Genomic DNA, 17,574 nt, shown 5'->3' on the forward strand with positions numbered 1-17,574 from the left:
AAACGGGGGAACGGGGGAGCAAGAGGAGACGCCGGTTCGAGGTGGCCCGCGGGGGACGCGGCCACCTCGGACCGGCGCTTTCGTGCGTCTGCGACAGCGGTGCTGCGACAGCGGTGCTGCGGAGCGGAAGCAGTGTTGCGGAAGCAGTGTTTGCGGTGGCAGTGGTGGGGCAGCCGCGTTCAGCCGCGCCCGCTGACCCGCCCCTGAAGCAGCCGGGACAGCGCCGAGTGCACGTCGTCCAGGGAGCGCTCCGGCTGGAAGGCCTGCCAGTCCAGGGCGGCCACCAGGACCATGCCGACCAGCGCGGCCGCGGTCAGCTGGATGTCGATCTCGTCGCTGAACTCGCCGTTCTCCACGCCCTCGCGCAGCACGCCCTCGACGACCGCGACGGCCTCCTGCCGGACCACCATCAGCGTGGACTGCCAGGCCCGGTTGGTGCGCCACAGCTCCGCCACGTACAGCTGGGTGAAGGACGGATAGGTCTGGATGAAGACAAGCCCCGCGCGGATCATCGCGTCCAGGGCGTCCACCCTGCTGCCGCCCTGGAGCGCCGTCCGCTCGGCCGCCTCCCGGAGGGAGGCGGTGAGGAGTCGTACCCCGTGCCGCAGCAGTTCCTCGAAGAGGACGGACTTGCTCGCGAAGTTGTAGTAGACCGTGCCCTTCGCGACCCCGGCCCGCTCGGCGATCTCGTCCACGGTGGTGGCCGAGAAGCCCTGCTCGGCGATGAGCGTGACGGCCGCCTCGTAGAGCTTCTGCCGAGTGGCCTCGCGGCGTGTGCTGACACCCGGCGTGGCGCTGCTGCTTTCCATGGTCCTGATTGTCACAGGAGTGCTCCCCCTCGGAGTCACGGAAGGAGTCACCGCAGGGCTCACAGGGTCAGCTCCGGGTGCAGTCGGTCGAGCGTCCACACCTGCCGGCGGCGGGCCGACGCGGCGGTCAGGGCCAGGGCGCCCGCGGTGAAGGCCGCCAGCACGGCGCACGCCTCCCACACGGGGCCCAGGCCACCCCCGGTGATGAGCCTCCGGAGGGCATCGACGACGTAACTCATCGGCAGGAAGGGGTGCAGCGCGTTGAAGAACCCGGGGCTGGTCTGCACGGGGTATGTGCCGCCCGCGGAGGTCAGCTGGAGCATCAGCAGGGCGAGGACGAGGATCCGGCCCGCCGCTCCGAAGCGCGCGTTCAGCCACTGCACGATCGCCGCGAAGCACGCCGTCACCAGGAACAGGAAGCCCACCGTCCCGGCCGCCCGCACCATCTCCAGGCCGACCGCCCAGTGCAGCACCGACATCAGGGCGACCGTCTGCAGTACCCCGATCGCCACCACCGGCAGCCAGCCTGCCAGCGCGATCCGCCACGCCGAGGCGCCCGCGGCCAGGGCACGCCGGTTCATCGGAGTGATCAGCATGTAGGCCACCATCGCGCCCACCCACAGGGACAGCGGAATGAAGTACGGGGCGAACCCGGTGCCGTAGTTGGGCGCCTTGTGCATGTCTTTGGAGACGAGTCGGACCGGGTCCGCCATCACCTCGGTGCGCCGGTCGCGGGACTGCTTGTCGTAGTCGGGGATCTGCTCGGCGCCGTCGTGCAGCCCGTCGGAGAGCTCGCCGGAGCCGTCGACGAGCTTGTACATGCCGCCGTTCAGGTCCTCGGCGCCCGTCTTGAGGTCGCCGACGCCCTGGTCCAGATCGGTGGCGCCGGTCTCGGCCGTGCCGACTCCCGTGTGCAGCTGCTTGGCGCCCGCGGCGACCTTCCCGGCGCCCGTGTTCAGCTCATTGATCCTCGACACGGCGTCGTCGAGGTCCTCGGAGAGGTGCGGGGCGCGGTCGGCGAGCGCCCGGGCCTGCTGCTGGAGCGTGCCGAGGTGGTCGTCGAGCTTCTTCAGGTCGCCGTCCTGGTCCGCGACCAGGGTGTTGACGTCGTCGGCGACCTTCGCCACGTCGGCGGCGGCCTGCCTCGCCTTCTTCAGGTCGGCGCAGGCCGCGTCCGGCAGTACGGGGTCCTTGCAGCGCGCCTTGTAGACGGCGTCCAGTGTGTCGGAGGCCGTGTGGGCACCCTTGGCGGCGGTCGGGGCCGTCTTCACCAGCGTGTCCAGGTTGTGCCGGATCGCCACCGCCGAGTCGGCGACGAGCCGGGCCGTGTCGCCGATGGTCTTCTCGTTGTCCTCGAGGAAGGGCCCCACCTTGTCCGCGACCCCGTTGACCTTGTCGGCGAGGGCCTGCGTGCCCTGCGCGACCCGCTTCGAGCCGTCCTCCAGGTCGTCCGCTCCGCTGTCGAGCGTCGTGAGCCCCTTGGACAGCTTGCCGCTGCCCTTCTTGGCGTCCTTCAGGCCGTCGGCGAGGTCCTGGGAACCCTTCTCCGCCTTGCCGATGCCGCCTTCCAGGTCGTCGGCCCCGTCGGCGGCCTTCACCGTCTCGCCGTGGATGTCCGAGAACGAGACGAAGATCCGGTCCAGGAAGGACCGCGACGCCTTGGTGGACGCGGCCGTGCGCACCTCGCTGAACACCGTCCGCGATATCTGCCCGACGATGTAGTTGTTCGCGTCGTTCGTGCGAACCTGGAGCGCGCCCGTCTCGGGGGAGTCGCCCGAGCTGGAGGCGATCCGCCGGCTGAAGTCGGCCGGCATGGTCAGCGACAGGTAGTACGTGCCGTCCTCCACGCCCGCGCGTGCCTCATCGGCGCTCACCTCGTGCCAGTCGAAGACCTCGCTCTCGCGCAGCTCCTTGGTGAGGTCGTCGCCCGCCGCGAGCTTCTTCCCGTCCGCACTCGCCCCCTTGTCGTCGTTCACGAGAGCCACGGGGATGCGGTCCAGGCGGCCGTACGGGTCCCAGAACGACCACAGGTACAGGGCGCCGTACAGCAGCGGCAGCACCAGCAGCGCCACCAGGGCGGCGCGCGGCAGCTTCCCCCTCCCGAAGCGACGCAGCTCAAGCGCGGCCAGTTTCGGCGAGCGCATCGGCCTTCTCCTCCCCTTGGATTTCCTGCGACTGTCGGGCCTGCTGCGGCTGTTGCCTCTCCTGCGCCGGCCGAGTGGAGATCTTCACGGTGTCCTCGGGTGCTTCGCTGCACACCGCCACGACCGTCGTCCCGGCCTCGGCGAGGGACCTGAGAAGCGCCCAGACCTCCGTCCGTTCGGCCTCGGACAGCTTCAGATCGGTGTCGTCGACACCCAGCAGGCCCGGACGCCCGATCAGGGCCAGCGCGACGGACAGCCGCAGCGCCTCCAGACGTTCCAGATCGCGCACGGCGGTCCGCGAGCCCTTCGGCAGGGCCTCCCGGTCGAGACCGGCGGCCGTCAGCGCGGTGTCGATCCGCAGCCTCGCCTCGGTCGCGCGCTCGGACCGCGGCCGCAGCAGGGCGCTCAGCGAGTCCCCGAACCGCCGCTGCAGCAGCGCCCGTTCCCGCAGGTGCTCCCCGACGGTCAGGGCGGGGTCGAGGTCGGTGACCCCGGCGACATTGGCCAGGGCACTGACGTGACGTACCGCCGCCGGATGCTTCGGCAGCGGCGCCCCGCCCACGGCAGCCGTCCCCGCCGTCGCCTTCATCCGCCCGGTGAGGGCGAGCAGCAGGCAGGTACGGCCGGACCCGGACGGCCCCTCGACGGCGATCAGCGAGCCGGGCTCCGCGTCGACGGAGACCCCGCGGAAGGCCCAGCCGCGTGGGCCCGCGAGTCCGAAGCCCTCGGCTGTGACACCAACTGCGCCCACAGTTCCCCCTGTTTTTGAACTGACTGGTCAGTGCAAAAACTAGCCCGAACTCTCGATCGAAGCAAAAGCCCAGGTCAGAACGGATTGTCAGTGGCATACCGCACGATGGGCACATACGGCATCCCGTATCAGGGCGTGCCGTCACACAGACGACAGGAGGTTCGTCATGGCCAGTCACCACGCAGCCGCCGCCCACCGGCGCCGCGCCACCGGCCCTGCCCCCTCACTGACCGGCCCGGCGAGCGACGTGCACCCCGTCCTCCGCCGGACAACCGCCCCACCGGCCGCCCTCGATCTGCTCGCCCAGGCCCGCGCCGGTCTCGACGAGGCCGCGACTCTGGAAACGTCGAACGAGCGCTATGCGACGGCCCACCTGGCCGCCCTGCGCACCGCCGCCGCCGTACTCGCCGCGCGGGGGCGCCCGGAGCCAACATCCCGACGCCGGGCCCGCATCCGGAGCGCCTGGGAAGTGCTCCCCGAGATAGCGCCCGAGCTCGCCGAGTGGAGCGCGCTCTTCGCCTCCGGAGCCCGGCGCCGTGCCCGGGCGGAGGCGGGTATCCAGGGCGCGGCCAGCCGCCGGGACGCCGACGACCTCATACGCGACGTGGCGATGTTCCTGCGCCTCGTCGAGCGCATGCTGGTGCTCCAGCCCGTACTGCCCCAGCCACGCCAGGACGCGGACCGGCCGGAGGACCAGGACACCGCCGACCGCGACTTCCCGGACGCGGGCTGACGGCACCGCCGAGGGGCCCGGTCCGCCGTGTGAGACGGGTCCGGGGGCGCGACACCGCAGTGACCGGCCGGAGCATCCGAGGCAATAGGGTGGGGAGCGCCTGAAGCCTTCCCCCTCCCGCAGCCCGGGGCGGGGAGGCGCCCCGTTCGTGCCGCCGTGCCAGAGGCGGTGCCGCGCCGAGGAGTCAACTGCCGTGCCGGACCCGATGCGCCCCCGCGCCTCTCTCCGTACCGCCGTGGTCTGGGAGGTCCTCCAGGACGCCCTCGACCGCAGGGTCAAGGCCACGGGGCGCCAGGTGCTGGACGTCCTCGACACCGGAGGCGGCAGCGGCAAGTTCGCGGTGCCGGTGGCCCGCCTCGGCCACCGGGTCACCGTCGTCGACCCCAGCCCGAACGCGCTGTTCGCGCTGGAGCGCCGCGCCGCCGAAGCCGGCGTCGCCGACCGAGTGCAGGGCGTCCAGGGCGACGCCCACGGCCTCTTCGACGTGGTCGAGCGCGGTGGCTACGACGTGGTGCTGTGCCACGGCGTCCTGGAGTACGTGGACGACCCCGCCGAGGGTGTCCGCAACGCGGTGGCCGCCCTGCGGTCCGAGGGCGTCCTCAGCCTGCTCGCCGCCGGCCTCGGCGGCGCCGTGCTCGCGCGGGCCCTCGCCGGCCACTTCAAGGAGGCCAAGCAGGCCCTCGACGACCCGAACGGCCGATGGGGCGAGGGCGACCCCGTACCGCGCCGCTTCACCGCCGACCAGCTCGCCGAGCTGGTCGAGGGCGCGGGCCTCACGGTCGGCGCCGTGCACGGCGTGCGGGTCTTCGCCGACCTCGTCCCCGGCGTGCTGGTCGACACCGAACCCGGCGCGGTGGAGGCGCTGCTGAAGCTGGAGGAGGCGGCGGCCGAGCTCCCCGCCTTCCACTCCGTGGCCACACAGCTTCATGTGCTCGGCGAGACGCCGGGGACGATTGAGGGCTGAGTCGCTCGCGTGCTGTGCTGCTGATCAGGGACTTGGGTGCACATGGAGTACGCCACAGGCCCCCCGATCGGGCGCGCTGCGCCGTATGATCGAGGGAGACCGCCCGGCATGACGGGTCGGCTCCTGGGGAATGGAAGCCTCAGCGGGCCGGGACGCTCATGGCGGATTCGGTTGGCTAATTGGCGTAGAGGGGCGGGTTTCACGGGGGCGATTCCCTGCCTATCCTGAAGGGACCCCCGGGTCGCCCCGGCGACTGCACGATGAGGAGGACTCCGTGCCGCTCTCGGAGCACGAGCAGCGAATGCTCGAGCAGATGGAGCGAGCGCTGTACGCCGAAGATCCCAAGTTCGCGACAGCGCTTGAGGGAAGCGGGCTGCGTACGTACACCCGGCGACGGGTCTACCAGGCGGTCGCTGGCTTCCTCGTGGGTATCGCGCTCCTCATGGCCGGTATGGTCGCCAAGCAGGTCTGGCTCAGCGTGGTGGGCTTCCTGGTCATGCTGGGTTGTGCGGTGCTCGCGGTGACCGGCTGGCGCAAGGCCCCCAAGCCGGGCGAGCAGCCTGCCGGCGGCCCGCAGCCCCGCGGTCAGGGACGGCAGCGGCGCTCCATGATGGACCGGATCGAGCAGCGCTGGCAGAAGCGCCGCGACGAACAACAGGGCCATTAGCTAGACGAACAGCTCTCGCCTGTGCGTGAGGGGGTGACCACCACTCGGGTGGTCACCCCCTCACGCACGCCGTCGTCCGGTCGACGTGCAGCCGGCTGCCGCATGACCGACAATCAACTTCCGGCAATCAACGACCGGCAATCAACGACCGGCACGACGGACACCCGGCTGCGGGGACAGAGCGCTGCGGGCCCCGGGTCGTGTCACGACCCGGGGCCCGCAGCGCTCTGTCCCCGCAGCCGGACCGGCCTCAGCCCTGCTGACCCGACGGCCTGCGCAAGTTCGGACGGGCCGCCGCCGCGCGGGACTTGACGCCCATCCACCAGTCCGACACGGCCCAGACCACCCGTGCGGTGGAACGCGGGGCGAGTACCGCACGCAGCTTCGTGCCCCGGCCGACCGTGCCCTGCAGTCCGCCGATCACCTGGCGGACGTCCTCCGCGAGCCCCGCCGTCGGGCGTGGCCGCGGCGCGTAGAGAACCTGCTCCACGGCGTCCGCGACCCGGTGCACCGCGGCCGCGGCCGTCGGGTCGAGATGCCCGAGCCGGACGATCCTCGCGGCCGCCTTGCGCGGGGTCTGCGATTCGTCCGGCAGGATCCCGTGGTCCCACGCCGTGTCGGTCAGCTCCTGCCAGACGGCCAAGGTGTGCGGTGCCACGTCAGCCTCGGAGCGGCCGTGTCCGCCCAGCCGCATGGTCCGGGTGCGCAGCCGCCACAGCATCGGCGCCAAGGGGATCGCCAGGCCGGCGAGGCCGCCGAGGGCCCACAACAGCGCCACCCACCACTTCGGGCCGTCGTCGCCACCGCCCGGCGCGGCCGCCGGGGCCTCGCTCTCGCATGCTTCCAGCTTCTTCTGCTCCGCCGTGCAGCTCTCGCTCGCGGAGGCCGACGTGGAGGGCGCGGTGGACGCCTCCCGGGACGGCTGTGTCACGTCGGGGAGGGTGCTTCCGGACGCGTCCGGCACGGTGTACGAGGGCACCGAACCGCGGTTCGGGGTCGGCTCGAAGCGAGTCCAGCCCACACCCTCGAAGTACAGCTCGGGCCAGGCATGGGCGTCCTTCAGCCCCACCGACACCGAACCGTCCGCCTGCGGGGACCCCGGCGCGAAGCCCACCGCGACCCGGGCCGGTATGCCCAGGGAGCGGGCCATCGCCGCCATCGCGAAGGAGAAGTGGACGCAGAAGCCCTGCTTGTCCTTGAGGAAGCGGGCGATCGCCTGCGAGCCGCTGCCGACGTTCACCTGGGTGTCGTACTCGAAGCCGCCGGTCACGGAGAAGTAGTCCTGGAGCGCGACCGCCTGCTCATAGGGGTTCTTGGCGTCCGCGGTGACCTCGCGGGCAGTCCTGCCCACCACCTCCGGGAGGGAGTCCGGCAGCTCGGTGTACTCGCGTTTTAGGGCCGAGGGCGCCGCCGGTGCCGCGGCGAGCTGTTCCGCCGTCGGGCGCACGTCCAGGCTCTTCACCTCGTACGTCGCACCGCGCGTGGTCTGGCCGTGGTCGCCGACCAGCGTCATGCCCTCGGGTTCGTAGCGCCAATTGCCGCTGATCCGCACGCCGCTGGGCGGGTACGGCATCGGCAGCCAGTTCTGCGCGTAGGTGCGGGACGCCGAGACGGTGGTCTCGATCTCCGCGCGCTTGACGTCCGGGCCGAGGCCGATGGGAGTCGGGAAATCGCCGTCCGGAACGGCGTAGATGGACCGCTTGGACGGCTTCCAGGTAGTGCCGTCGAAGTCGTCCAGCGACACGATCCGCAGGTAGAGGTTCGAGACGTCCGTGTCGTCACCGGTCTTCAGGGACAGGACCTGGCGGTCCTCGTCCACGTTCAGACTGTCCCGCAGGGTCACCAGCGGGTTCACCGCCGAGATCGTGCCGCCGCCTCCGCTGCCGGAGCCCACGCCCGTCCCGGCGGCGTCCAGCAGGCCGCCGTTCATCGCGGGCAGGGCGAGCGGGACCACGAGGGCGACGCCCAGCGCGACCATGCCGATGCGGCGTCCGGTGCGGACCGGTGCCACCGGGCCGCCGGACTCGTCGCCCGGGGTGCGCGGTGCCCCGCCGAAGACACGGCCCCACTGCGAGAGCCGCTCGCGCCCCTCGGCCAGCAACAGCAGCAGATAGCCGGCCGCGGCGACCAGGAACCACAGCCAGTCGGCGCCGCCGTCGGACAGCCCCGCGGCTACGGAGTACAGCGCGAGCAGCGGCAGGCCGGCCGGGGCCGCGCTGCGGAAGGTCACCGCGAGCGTGTCCACCGCCAGCCCGATCACCAGCACGCCGCCGATGATCATCAGCCGGATGCCGTCGGACGACAGCGGGGCCGGGATCGCGTACCGCGCGATGTCGTCGGAGCCCTGCTGCAACAGGTCGGCGAAGCGCACGAAGGTGTCCGGCCCGGGGAACAGCCCGAGGAAGGCCTGCTGCCGGGCGAAGGTGAGAGTCAGCAGCACCAGCGTGGCCAGGGCCTGCGCCGCCACGGTCAGCGGCCGGGCCAGCGGCACCCGCCGGGTCACCGCCCCCACGCCCGTCTGCACCCCGAGCAGGAACGCGGCCTGCAGGATCCAGGTGGCCGGCTCGACCAGCGGCAGCAGGGCGCACGCCGCCATGAGCGTGGCCGCCCACGCACACAGCGCCAGTCGTGCCCGCCCGCTCATGCCGCCCCCTCCCCGCCACCGACCGCACCGATGCCCGCTCGGTCCCGGTCCGCCTGACGCCACAGCTCCTTCAGAGAGGCACCGCGCGGCACGCTCAGCGCCGTCCAGCCCGCCTCGCGCAGCATCCGCAGCCGCTCCCCGCTCCGGTCCGACGGGCCGGGCACCTCGCTCGGTTCCCGCACCCATGTGTCGCTGTCCAGCAGGAAGGCGACCGCTCCGCCGCTGCGCTGCCTCATCTTGGCGACCACCGCGGCCTGTTCCTCGTCGAGGTCGCCGAAGAAGGCCACCAGCAGCCCCTCGTTCCCGCCGCGCAGCACGTCGTACGCCCTCGACAGGCCCGTGCCGTCCGAGTGGTCGATCACCGCGAGGGTGTCCATCATCAGCCCGGCGGCGTCCGCCGACTCCTGGCTCGCGCCCGCGAACCCGTCGGCGCCCTCGCCGGGCACCGAGTTGCCGGTGTCCGTCAACAGCCTTACGGAAAAGCCTCGTTCAAGCATGTGCACCAGGGCGGACGCGGTGCCCGCCACGGCCCACTCGAAGGCCGACTCGGGGCCCGCGCCCTGGAAGGCGAGACCCCGGGTGTCCAGGAGCACCGTGCAGCGGGAGCGCTGGGGCTGCTCCTCGCGGCGCACCATCAGCTCGCCGTAGCGCGCCGTGGAGCGCCAGTGGACGCGGCGCAGGTCGTCGCCGTAGCGGTACCCGCGCGGGATGACGTCGTCCTCGCCGGCCAGGGCGAGCGAGCGCTGCCGCCCGTCGCCGTAGCCCTTCGCCTCGCCGGTCAGCCGCACCGGCGGCAGCGGCTCCACGCGCGGGATCACCGTCAGGGTGTCGTACGTCGAGAAGGACCGGGTCAGCTCGCACATGCCGAACGGGTCGGTCAGGCGCAGCTGCAGCGGGCCCAGCGGATAGCGGCCGCGCAGGTCGGAGCGGACGCGGTAGGACACCTCACGGCGGCCGCCCGGTTCCACCCGGTCGAGCACGAAGCGGGGGCGCGGGCCGAGGACGTACGGCACCCGGTCCTGAAGCATCAGCAGGCCCGTGGGCAGCCGCGAGACGTTGTCCATCCGCAGGTGGACGCGGGCCTCGCTGCCGGCGGGCACGCGCGCGGGGGAGAGCCGGCGGCTGCCGGCCACCCGGTAGCGCGTGCGGTAGAGGACGGTGGCGCAGATCATGGGCAGCACGGCCAGCAGCAGTCCGACGCGCAGCAGGTCGCTCTGCCCGAGGACGTACGCGCAGACGGCCGCGGCGATTCCGGCCGCGAAGAAGGAGCGGCCACGGGTCGTCAGACCGGCCAGGGCCGTGCGCACACCGCCCTTGTCGCCCCGGTCGGCCTCCGCGTGCCCGGCCCCCCCGGTGCTCATCACAGCCTCCGCGGCGGCTGCTGGCCGTAAGCCGTCGCGGAGCGGCCCATGCCGACGCCGCCCTGCTGGGGCGCCGCGGGCACCGGGGTGTGCTGCAGGATCTCCTGCACGACCTGCTCCGCCGTACGGCGGTTCAGCTGGGCCTGGGCGGTGGGCAGCAGCCGGTGTGCCAGCACCGCGACGGCGAGTGCCTGCACGTCGTCCGGCAGTGCGTACTCCCGGCCGCTGAGGGCGGCGGACGCCTTCGCCGCGCGCAGCAGGTGCAGCGTCGCGCGCGGGGAGGCGCCGAGTCTGAGGTCGGGGTGCGTGCGAGTGGCGGCGACCAGGTCCACCGCATACCGCCGGACCGTGTCGGCGACGTGGACGCCGCGGACGGCGTCGATCAGCTTCACCATGTCGTGCGCGTGCGCCACCGGCTGGAGGTCGTCCAGGGGGCTCACCCCGCCGTGGATGTCGAGCATCTGCAGCTCGGCCTCCGCGCTCGGGTAGCCGATGGAGACCCGGGCCATGAAACGGTCGCGCTGGGCCTCCGGCAGCGGGTAGGTGCCCTCCATCTCGACCGGGTTCTGGGTCGCCACCACCATGAAGGGACTGGGCAGCTCGTAGGTCTGCCCGTCGATGGTCACCTGCCGCTCCTCCATGGACTCCAGGAGCGCGGACTGGGTCTTCGGCGAGGCGCGGTTGATCTCGTCGCCGATCACGATCTGCGCGAAGATCGCACCCGGCTTGAACTCGAAGTCCCGGCGCTGCTGGTCCCAGATGGACACACCTGTGATGTCCGAGGGCAACAGGTCGGGAGTGAACTGGATGCGCCGCACCGAACAGTCGATGGAGCGCGCCAACGCCTTGGCCAGCATGGTCTTGCCCACGCCGGGGACGTCTTCGATCAGAAGATGCCCCTCGGCGAGCAGTACGGTCAGCGAAAGCCGTACGACCTCGGGCTTGCCCTCGATCACACCCTCCACGGAACTGCGGACACGCTCCACAGTGGCGGTCAGATCAGTGAGGCTCGCTCGATCGTCATAGGTCGTCACCCGGCCCTCCTCGGCCCGTTCTTTCCGGGCCGACGCGCGCGATGCGTGACCGGCCCACCCCGAAACACGGGCACCACGCGTGAAAAGTTCCGCGCGACGCCACAACCGCATTCTTGCTGCCGTTACCGTTTCGTGTCACTCGCCTGTGGACAACTGCCCGCACTATGTCGGGTCTTACGGTGTTTTGGGCAGTCCAGGGCCGGAAATCAACAGCGAAACGACAGCTGTGGCGGACGGTTACGCGGCGTCTAGGCGGGGTCGATCTCGCGCAGCAGGCCGGTCTTCACGTCGAAGACGAAGCCGCGGACGTCGTCGGTGTGCAGCAGGAAGGGCGAGGTGCGCACCCGCTGCATCGACTGCCGTACGTCCTGGTCGACGTCCCGGAAGGCCTCCACCGCCCAGGCGGGACGCTGCCCGACCTCCATCTCCAGATCGGTGCGGAAGTCCTCGGTGATCGACTCCAGACCGCAGCCGGTGTGATGGATGAGGACGATGCTGCGCGTGCCGAGCTTGCGCTGGCTGATGGTGAGCGAGCGGATCACGTCGTCGGTGACGACACCGCCGGCGTTGCGGATGGTGTGACAGTCGCCCAGCTCCAGGCCGAGCGCGTCGTGCAGGTCGAGACGGGCGTCCATGCAGGCCACCACGGCGACGTGCAACACGGGACGGGCGTCCATCCCTGGGTCGGTGAAGGCGGCTGCGTAGCGCTCGTTCGCTTCGACGAGGCGGTCGGTGACGGTGCCGCCGGTGACTATGGCGGCTTCGGGACCTGCGGGAACCGATGCGGAAGTCGTCATACCCATGACGGTACTGGTCACGTCCGATCCGGGCCCGCTGTGAGAGGGGACAAAGAACGTCAATGAGTCTTGTTGTGAGCTAACCCACACGGGTGGCGCGAGTGCCGCCGGGAGGATGATTCTTCCGGATTCGTCGCTTCGTCCGCACCCGGGTCCGCGACGCGCAGGCCGGTTGATTGACCGCGAGACACCGTGGACTAAAGTGACGCGAAGCGGGAGGCGAGGTCTCCCTGCGGACTGATTTTCCCCGGAGACCCCGGCGATTTTCCGGAGATCTCCCCACGTGCGCGGCGCGTACGTACGGCTCGGCCTCCTCCCGCTCCCGGCCGGCTGACGCTTTCGGCGCCGGCAGGCCTCCCCTTCACGAGCGGGCGGGGACCCGGCGGTGCGTACGACGCCCGTGCCGGACCTGAGAGGGCCAGTTGAGCCAGAGTCGACACGTCCCGGTGATGCTCCAGCGGTGCCTGGACCTGTTGGCCCCCGCTCTGGAGGAGCGGCCCGGAGCGGTCGTCGTCGACTGCACCCTCGGTCTCGGCGGCCACAGCGAGGCCCTGCTGGCGCGGTTCCCTCAGGCCCGGCTCGTCGCTCTCGACCGCGACAAGGAGGCGCTGCGCCTGTCCGGCGAGCGGCTCGCCCCGTACGGGGAGCGCGCCACCCTCGTGCACGCCGTGTACGACGAGCTGCCCGAGGTACTGGACCGGCTCGGCATCGCGCGCGTGGAGGGCGTTCTGTTCGACCTCGGCGTCTCCTCCATGCAGCTCGACGAGGCCGACCGCGGCTTCGCCTACGCGCAGGACGCCCCGCTCGACATGCGCATGGACCAGACGACCGGGATGAGCGCCGCCGAGGTCCTCAACACCTACCCGCCCGGCGAACTCGTCCGGATCCTCAGGGCGTACGGCGAGGAGAAGCAGGCCAAGCGGATCGTGAGCGCGATCGTGCGCGAGCGGGAGAAGGAGCCGTTCGCCAACAGCGCGCGGCTCGTGGAACTCATCCGGGACTCGCTTCCGCAGGCCGCCAAGCGCACCGGCGGCAACCCGGCCAAGCGCACCTTCCAGGCCCTGCGCATCGAGGTCAACGGCGAACTCTCCGTCCTGGAGCGGGCGATCCCGGCGGCCGTGAAGGCTCTCGACGTCGGCGGGCGCATCGCCGTCCTGTCGTACCACTCGCTGGAGGACCGGCTGGTCAAGCAGGTGTTCGCGGCCGGTGCCGCCACCACCGCGCCGCCCGGGCTGCCCGTGGTCCCCGAGCGCTACCAGCCCCGGCTCAAGCTGCTCACGCGCGGTGCCGAACTTCCCACCGAGGAAGAGGTCGCCGAGAACCGGCGGGCGGCACCGGCGCGGCTGCGCGGGGCCGAGCGCATCAGGGAGGACGTCGAGTGAGGCAGGCGCAGGGGCGGGCGTACGGGTGGCGAACCCGGACTCGGGGGAGGCGGAGTGAGTAGGAAACCCCAGCTGAAGGGCAGGGCCGCCCGTCTCGCGCGGCTCTTTCCGGGATCGGCGGGCTCCGGACAGGCGGCCCGCACTCCCTTCGTCCTCCTCGTCGTCCTGCTCCTCGGCGGCGGTCTCATCGGGCTGCTGGTGCTGAACTCGGCGCTCAGCGCAGGGTCGTTCAAGCTCGACGACCTCCAGAGGGGGACCAAGAGCCTCACCGACGAGGAGCAGTCGCTCCAGCGGGACATCGACGCCTACTCCGCCCCCGAAGCCCTCCAGCGCCGCGCCCGCGAGCTCGGCATGGTGCCCGGCGGCGACCCGGCCTTCCTCGACCCCGACGGCACCGTCAAGGGCGTACCGAGCCCCGCCTCCGGCGCCGAGCCGGCCTCCCTGGACATCCCCCTCGTCCTCGCCCCCGAGGCGATGGACACCGCGACCGTCCCGACCCCGGTGACCGGCACGACGGCCCCGACGGCTCCCGCGGACGCCCCCGCCGCACCGGAACCCGCCCAGCCGCCCGAAGCGCTCCCCTCCTCCCCGTCCTTTACGACCCCGACCCCCGGCAGGTGACGGAAGTGTCCGACAGGGAACCGCCGCGCCGTCGCGTGCCCGGGCCCGCACGCCCCGAGCGCTCCGCCCGCCCCGCCGGCCGGCGGCGCCCGGGTCCCGGCGCCCGGCCGGCCCGCCGCCCGGCGGCACCCCGCCCCGCCGCCCCCAAGGTGATCCGGCTGGGCAGCCCCCGCCCCAGGCTGCGCATGGTCGGCCTCGCGCTGACCCTCGTACTGATCGCCTTCGTCGTACGACTGCTCCAGGTGCAGGCCGTCGACGCGAGCACCTACGCCGCCCAGGCCGAGCAGAACAGGTACGTGGGCTACACCCTGGCCGCCGAGCGCGGCGGGATCACCGACCGCGACGGCGTGGCCCTGGCGACCAGCGTGGACGCGTACAACATCACCGCGGACCCCACGCTGTTCAACCGCGAGCAGCTGAAGATCGACGACGGGCCCGAGCAGGCGGCCGCGCTGCTCGCCCCGATCCTCGGCCAGGACCAGGACGCGATCGTCAAGAAGCTCAGGCCCGCGAACAAGAACCTCCGCTATGCCGTGCTCGCCAACCGCCAGACCCCGCAGGTCTGGAAGCAGATCAAGGACCTGAAGACCGCCCTGGCCACCAAGGCCGAGACCGACCCGAGCACGGTCAACGTCCTCGCGGGCGTCCTCGCCGTCCCCACCACCAAGCGCGTGTACCCGAACGGCGACCTCGCCGCCGGGATACTGGGCTGGGTCAACGCCGAGGGCAAGGGCGGCGGCGGCGTCGAGCAGCAGCTGAACAGCCTGCTGGCCGGCAAGGACGGCAAGATCCGCTACGCCCAGTCCGGCGGCCGCCAGGTGCCGACCGTGGGTTCCACCGAGACGCCCGCGGTGCCCGGCAGCGACGTCGAGCTCACCATCGACCGCGACATCCAGTGGGCCGCGCAGAACGCGATCAGCGACCAGGTCGAGGAGTCCAAGGCGGACCGCGGCTATGTGATCGTGCAGGACACGCAGACCGGCGAGATCCTCGCCATGGCCAACTCGCCCGGCTTCGACCCGAACGACCTGTCCACGGCCAGCTCGCTCAACATGGGCAACGCGGCACTCCAGGACGCGTACGAGCCCGGCTCCACGGCGAAGGTCATGTCGATGGCCGCCGTACTGCAGGAGAACGCCGCCACGCCCGACACCCACGTGGTCGTGCCCAACCGGCTGCACCGCGGCGACCGGCTCTTCAAGGACGACATCGACCACGCGACCTGGTACCTCACGCTCAACGGCGTGCTCGCCAAGTCCAGCAACATCGGCACCATCCTGGCCACCGGCCAGCTCGGCAAGACGCAGCCCGAGGCCAACCAGGTCCTCTACTCCTACCTGCGCAAGTTCGGCCTCGGCAGCTACACCGGGCTCGGCTTCCCCGGCGAGACGCCGGGCATCCTCGCCGCGCCCGACAAGTGGTCGACCTCGCAGCAGTACACGATTCCTTTCGGCCAGGGCGTGTCCATCAACGCGATGCAGGCGGCGTCCGTCTACTCGACCATCGCCAACGGCGGTGTACGCGTCGAACCCTCGCTCGTGCGCGGCACGAAGGGGCCCGACGGGCGCTTCACCCCGGCCGCGCAGCCAAAGGAGACAAGGGTCGTCAGCGCCAAGACGGCCAAGACCCTCGCCCGGATGCTGGAGTCCGTCGTGGACGACGTGGAGGGCACCGGCACCAAGGCGCGCATCCCCGGCTACCGGGTCGCGGGCAAGACGGGTACGGCCAACCGCGTGGATCCGGCCACCGGCAAGTACAAGGGCTACACCTCGTCGTTCGCCGGATTCGCCCCTGCCGACAAGCCGCGTATCACCGTCTACTGCGCGATCCAGAACGCCACCGAGGGGAGCTACTTCGGCGGCCAGATCTGCGGTCCCGTCTACAAGCAGGTGATGGAGTTCGCCCTGAAGACCCTCCAGGTGCCGCCCACCGGGGCCAAGGCCGCGAAGCTTCCGGTCACCTTCAAACCCTGAGCAGCTCTGTTCAGCACGGACCCCCCAGGAACCAGCTCGTGACAACGATCACCCCCGATTCCGGCAACCAGGGCGGCCCCCGCCCCTCACTTCGCCCCGAGGCGGGTGGGCCCGGTACGCTCACCGCCGTGCCACACGCTGATCAGTCCCAAACCACCCAGAAGGGTGCACCCGTGACATATCCCGGGCCGCCCAGGCCGGTCCAGGTCTCCGCCACACCCCTCGCGGAGCTCGCCGGTCAGCTGGGTGCCGAACAGCCGGAAGGCGCCGCCGAGGTCACGGGCATCACCCACGACTCTCGCGCCGTCCGCCCCGGCGACCTGTACGCCGCACTCCCGGGCGCCCGCCTGCACGGCGCCGACTTCGTCACCCAGGCCGCAGGCCTCGGCGCGGTCGCCGTGCTGACCGATCCGACGGGCGCCGAGCGCGCCGCGGCGACCGGGCTTCCGGTTCTGGTCGTCGACGCCCCGCGCGCGCGGATGGGCGAGCTGGCGGCCACGATCTACGGCCATCCGGGCCGCGACCTGCTCCAGATCGGCATCACCGGCACCTCCGGCAAGACCACCACCGCCTATCTCGTCGAGGGCGGCCTGAAGACGGCCAGGTCCACCGGCCTGATCGGCACGGTGGAGATGCGCATCGGCGAGGAGCGCATCAAGTCCGAGCGCACCACCCCCGAAGCCACCGACCTCCAGGCCCTGTTCGCCGTCATGCGCGAGCGCGGCGTGGAGGCGGTCGCCATGGAGGTCTCCAGCCACGCGCTGGTCCTCGGCCGGGTCGACGGCTGCGTCTTCGACATCGGCGTCTTCACCAACCTCAGCCCGGAACACATGGAGTTCCACTCCGACATGGAGGACTACTTCCGGGCCAAGGCACAGCTCTTCACGCCGCAACGCAGCAGGCTCGGTGTCGTCAACTTCGACGACGAGTACGGGCGCAGGCTGGCCAAGGAGGCCACCGTCCCGGTCGTCACCTTCTCCGCCGAGGGCCATCCGGACGCCGACTGGCGTGCCGAGGGCGTCCAAGTCGGGCCCATGGACTCGACGTTCACGGTGATCGGCCCCAAGGGGGAGCGGATCACGGCCGGGTCGCCGCTCGCCGGGGCCTTCAACGTGGCGAACACCCTCGCCGCGATCGTCGCCCTCGCCGCCGCAGGGCTCGACCCGCAGTCGGCCGCCGACGGCATCGCCGCCGTACCGGGCGTGCCGGGCCGGCTGGAGCGGGTGGACGCGGGACAGCCGTACCTCGCGGTCGTCGACTACGCCCACAAGACGGACGCCGTCGAATCGGTCCTGCGTGCGCTGCGCAAGGTCACCGAGGGCCGGCTGCACGTCGTGCTCGGCTGCGGCGGCGACCGTGACAAGACCAAGCGCGGGCCGATGGGCGCCGCCGCCGCCCGGCTCGCCGACACGGCCGTACTGACCTCCGACAACCCCCGCTCCGAGGACCCGCTCGCGATCCTCGCAACCATGCTCGAGGGCGCGGCGTCCGTACCGGCACACGAGCGCGGCGAGGTCCAGGTCTTCGAGGACCGGGCCGCCGCGATCGCCGCCGCCGTCTCCCGCGCACGGCCCGGCGACACGGTGCTGGTCGCGGGCAAGGGCCACGAGCAGGGCCAGGACATCGCCGGGGTGGTACGTCCCTTCGACGACCGCCAGGTGCTTCGCGAAGCTATCCAGAAGACTCAGGGATGA

Annotated in this window: 14 protein-coding genes; 7 read left to right on the top strand and 7 right to left on the bottom strand. The window is 71.8% G+C overall.

What is annotated here, in order from left to right:
- Positions 1-179: 179 nt before the first annotated feature.
- The 3 genes from ADK57_RS12695 to ADK57_RS12705 are packed head-to-tail and all read right to left on the bottom strand — an operon-like array spanning position 180 to position 3,704.
- The gene (locus tag ADK57_RS12695) at positions 180-809 is read right to left on the bottom strand and encodes a TetR/AcrR family transcriptional regulator (protein ID WP_053749522.1); all 630 of its coding nucleotides are present in this window, start codon (positions 807-809) and stop codon (positions 180-182) included.
- A 59-nt stretch (positions 810-868) separates the two neighbouring features.
- Positions 869-2,953 carry a YhgE/Pip family protein gene (locus ADK57_RS12700; protein WP_053749523.1) on the bottom strand — a complete coding sequence of 695 codons (2,085 nt, stop codon included), beginning with the start codon at positions 2,951-2,953 and terminating at the stop codon, positions 869-871.
- Entirely contained in the window at positions 2,925-3,704 is a 780-nt protein-coding gene (locus ADK57_RS12705; protein ID WP_053749524.1) for an ATP-binding cassette domain-containing protein, read from the bottom strand. The genes ADK57_RS12700 and ADK57_RS12705 overlap by 29 nt, the downstream gene beginning before the upstream one ends.
- 166 nt (positions 3,705-3,870) lie before the next feature.
- On the opposite strand from ADK57_RS12705, the gene ADK57_RS12710 reads away from it, so the two are divergent.
- The 3 genes from ADK57_RS12710 to ADK57_RS12720 all read left to right on the top strand — a co-directional run bounded on the left by ADK57_RS12710 (position 3,871) and on the right by ADK57_RS12720 (position 6,068).
- Positions 3,871-4,437 carry an SAV_6107 family HEPN domain-containing protein gene (locus ADK57_RS12710; RefSeq protein ID WP_053749525.1) on the top strand — a complete coding sequence of 189 codons (567 nt, stop codon included), beginning with the start codon at positions 3,871-3,873 and terminating at the stop codon, positions 4,435-4,437.
- Positions 4,438-4,630: 193 nt separating this feature from the next.
- Positions 4,631-5,401, top strand: coding sequence for a methyltransferase (locus tag ADK57_RS12715; protein ID WP_053749526.1), 771 nt, complete (start codon positions 4,631-4,633; stop codon positions 5,399-5,401).
- Between the two features lie 274 nt (positions 5,402-5,675).
- On the top strand, positions 5,676-6,068 hold the full coding sequence (locus ADK57_RS12720; protein WP_053749527.1) for a DUF3040 domain-containing protein: 393 nt from the start codon (positions 5,676-5,678) through the stop codon (positions 6,066-6,068).
- A 250-nt stretch (positions 6,069-6,318) separates the two neighbouring features.
- Here ADK57_RS12720 and ADK57_RS12725 read toward each other — a convergent pair whose 3' ends face one another.
- The 4 genes from ADK57_RS12725 to ADK57_RS12740 form a co-directional block, all read right to left on the bottom strand.
- Positions 6,319-8,712 carry a transglutaminase TgpA family protein gene (locus ADK57_RS12725; protein WP_053749528.1) on the bottom strand — a complete coding sequence of 798 codons (2,394 nt, stop codon included), beginning with the start codon at positions 8,710-8,712 and terminating at the stop codon, positions 6,319-6,321.
- Complete coding sequence (locus ADK57_RS12730) at positions 8,709-10,073, bottom strand: DUF58 domain-containing protein (RefSeq protein ID WP_053749529.1); 1,365 nt, start codon at positions 10,071-10,073, stop codon at positions 8,709-8,711. The genes ADK57_RS12725 and ADK57_RS12730 overlap by 4 nt, the downstream gene beginning before the upstream one ends.
- The gene (locus ADK57_RS12735; RefSeq protein ID WP_053749530.1) at positions 10,073-11,107 is read right to left on the bottom strand and encodes an AAA family ATPase; all 1,035 of its coding nucleotides are present in this window, start codon (positions 11,105-11,107) and stop codon (positions 10,073-10,075) included. Before ADK57_RS12735 ends, ADK57_RS12730 begins: the two co-directional genes overlap by 1 nt.
- Before the next feature lie 248 nt (positions 11,108-11,355).
- A complete protein-coding gene (locus ADK57_RS12740) occupies positions 11,356-11,904 on the bottom strand; it encodes a beta-class carbonic anhydrase (protein WP_053749614.1) in 549 nt (182 codons plus the stop codon).
- Between the two features lie 422 nt (positions 11,905-12,326).
- Between ADK57_RS12740 and rsmH the strand changes: the two genes are divergently transcribed.
- From rsmH to ADK57_RS12760, 4 genes are all read left to right on the top strand, one after another.
- Positions 12,327-13,286: a 16S rRNA (cytosine(1402)-N(4))-methyltransferase RsmH gene (gene rsmH / locus ADK57_RS12745; protein ID WP_078973095.1), complete on the top strand. Its 960-nt coding sequence runs from the start codon at positions 12,327-12,329 to the stop codon at positions 13,284-13,286.
- A 54-nt stretch (positions 13,287-13,340) separates the two neighbouring features.
- On the top strand, positions 13,341-13,907 hold the full coding sequence (locus ADK57_RS12750; RefSeq protein ID WP_053749532.1) for a hypothetical protein: 567 nt from the start codon (positions 13,341-13,343) through the stop codon (positions 13,905-13,907).
- A gap of 5 nt (positions 13,908-13,912) precedes the next feature.
- Positions 13,913-15,880, top strand: coding sequence for a peptidoglycan D,D-transpeptidase FtsI family protein (locus ADK57_RS12755; protein WP_420711854.1), 1,968 nt, complete (start codon positions 13,913-13,915; stop codon positions 15,878-15,880).
- 173 nt (positions 15,881-16,053) lie between these two features.
- Positions 16,054-17,574, top strand: coding sequence for a UDP-N-acetylmuramoyl-L-alanyl-D-glutamate--2,6-diaminopimelate ligase (locus ADK57_RS12760; protein ID WP_053749534.1), 1,521 nt, complete (start codon positions 16,054-16,056; stop codon positions 17,572-17,574).

Source organism: Streptomyces sp. MMG1533, assembly GCF_001279775.1.
Lineage (GTDB): Bacteria > Actinomycetota > Actinomycetes > Streptomycetales > Streptomycetaceae > Streptomyces.

What these genes read in the sequence shown, in the direction of transcription:
- ADK57_RS12695 (WP_053749522.1), bottom strand. Translation starts at nt 809, where the DNA reads ATGGAAAGCAGCAGCGCCACGCCGGGTGTCAGCACACGCCGCGAGGCC.
- ADK57_RS12700 (WP_053749523.1), bottom strand. Translation starts at nt 2,953, where the DNA reads ATGCGCTCGCCGAAACTGGCCGCGCTTGAGCTGCGTCGCTTCGGGAGG.
- ADK57_RS12710 (WP_053749525.1), top strand. Translation starts at nt 3,871, where the DNA reads ATGGCCAGTCACCACGCAGCCGCCGCCCACCGGCGCCGCGCCACCGGC.
- ADK57_RS12725 (WP_053749528.1), bottom strand. Translation starts at nt 8,712, where the DNA reads ATGAGCGGGCGGGCACGACTGGCGCTGTGTGCGTGGGCGGCCACGCTC.
- ADK57_RS12730 (WP_053749529.1), bottom strand. Translation starts at nt 10,073, where the DNA reads ATGAGCACCGGGGGGGCCGGGCACGCGGAGGCCGACCGGGGCGACAAG.
- ADK57_RS12740 (WP_053749614.1), bottom strand. Translation starts at nt 11,904, where the DNA reads ATGACGACTTCCGCATCGGTTCCCGCAGGTCCCGAAGCCGCCATAGTC.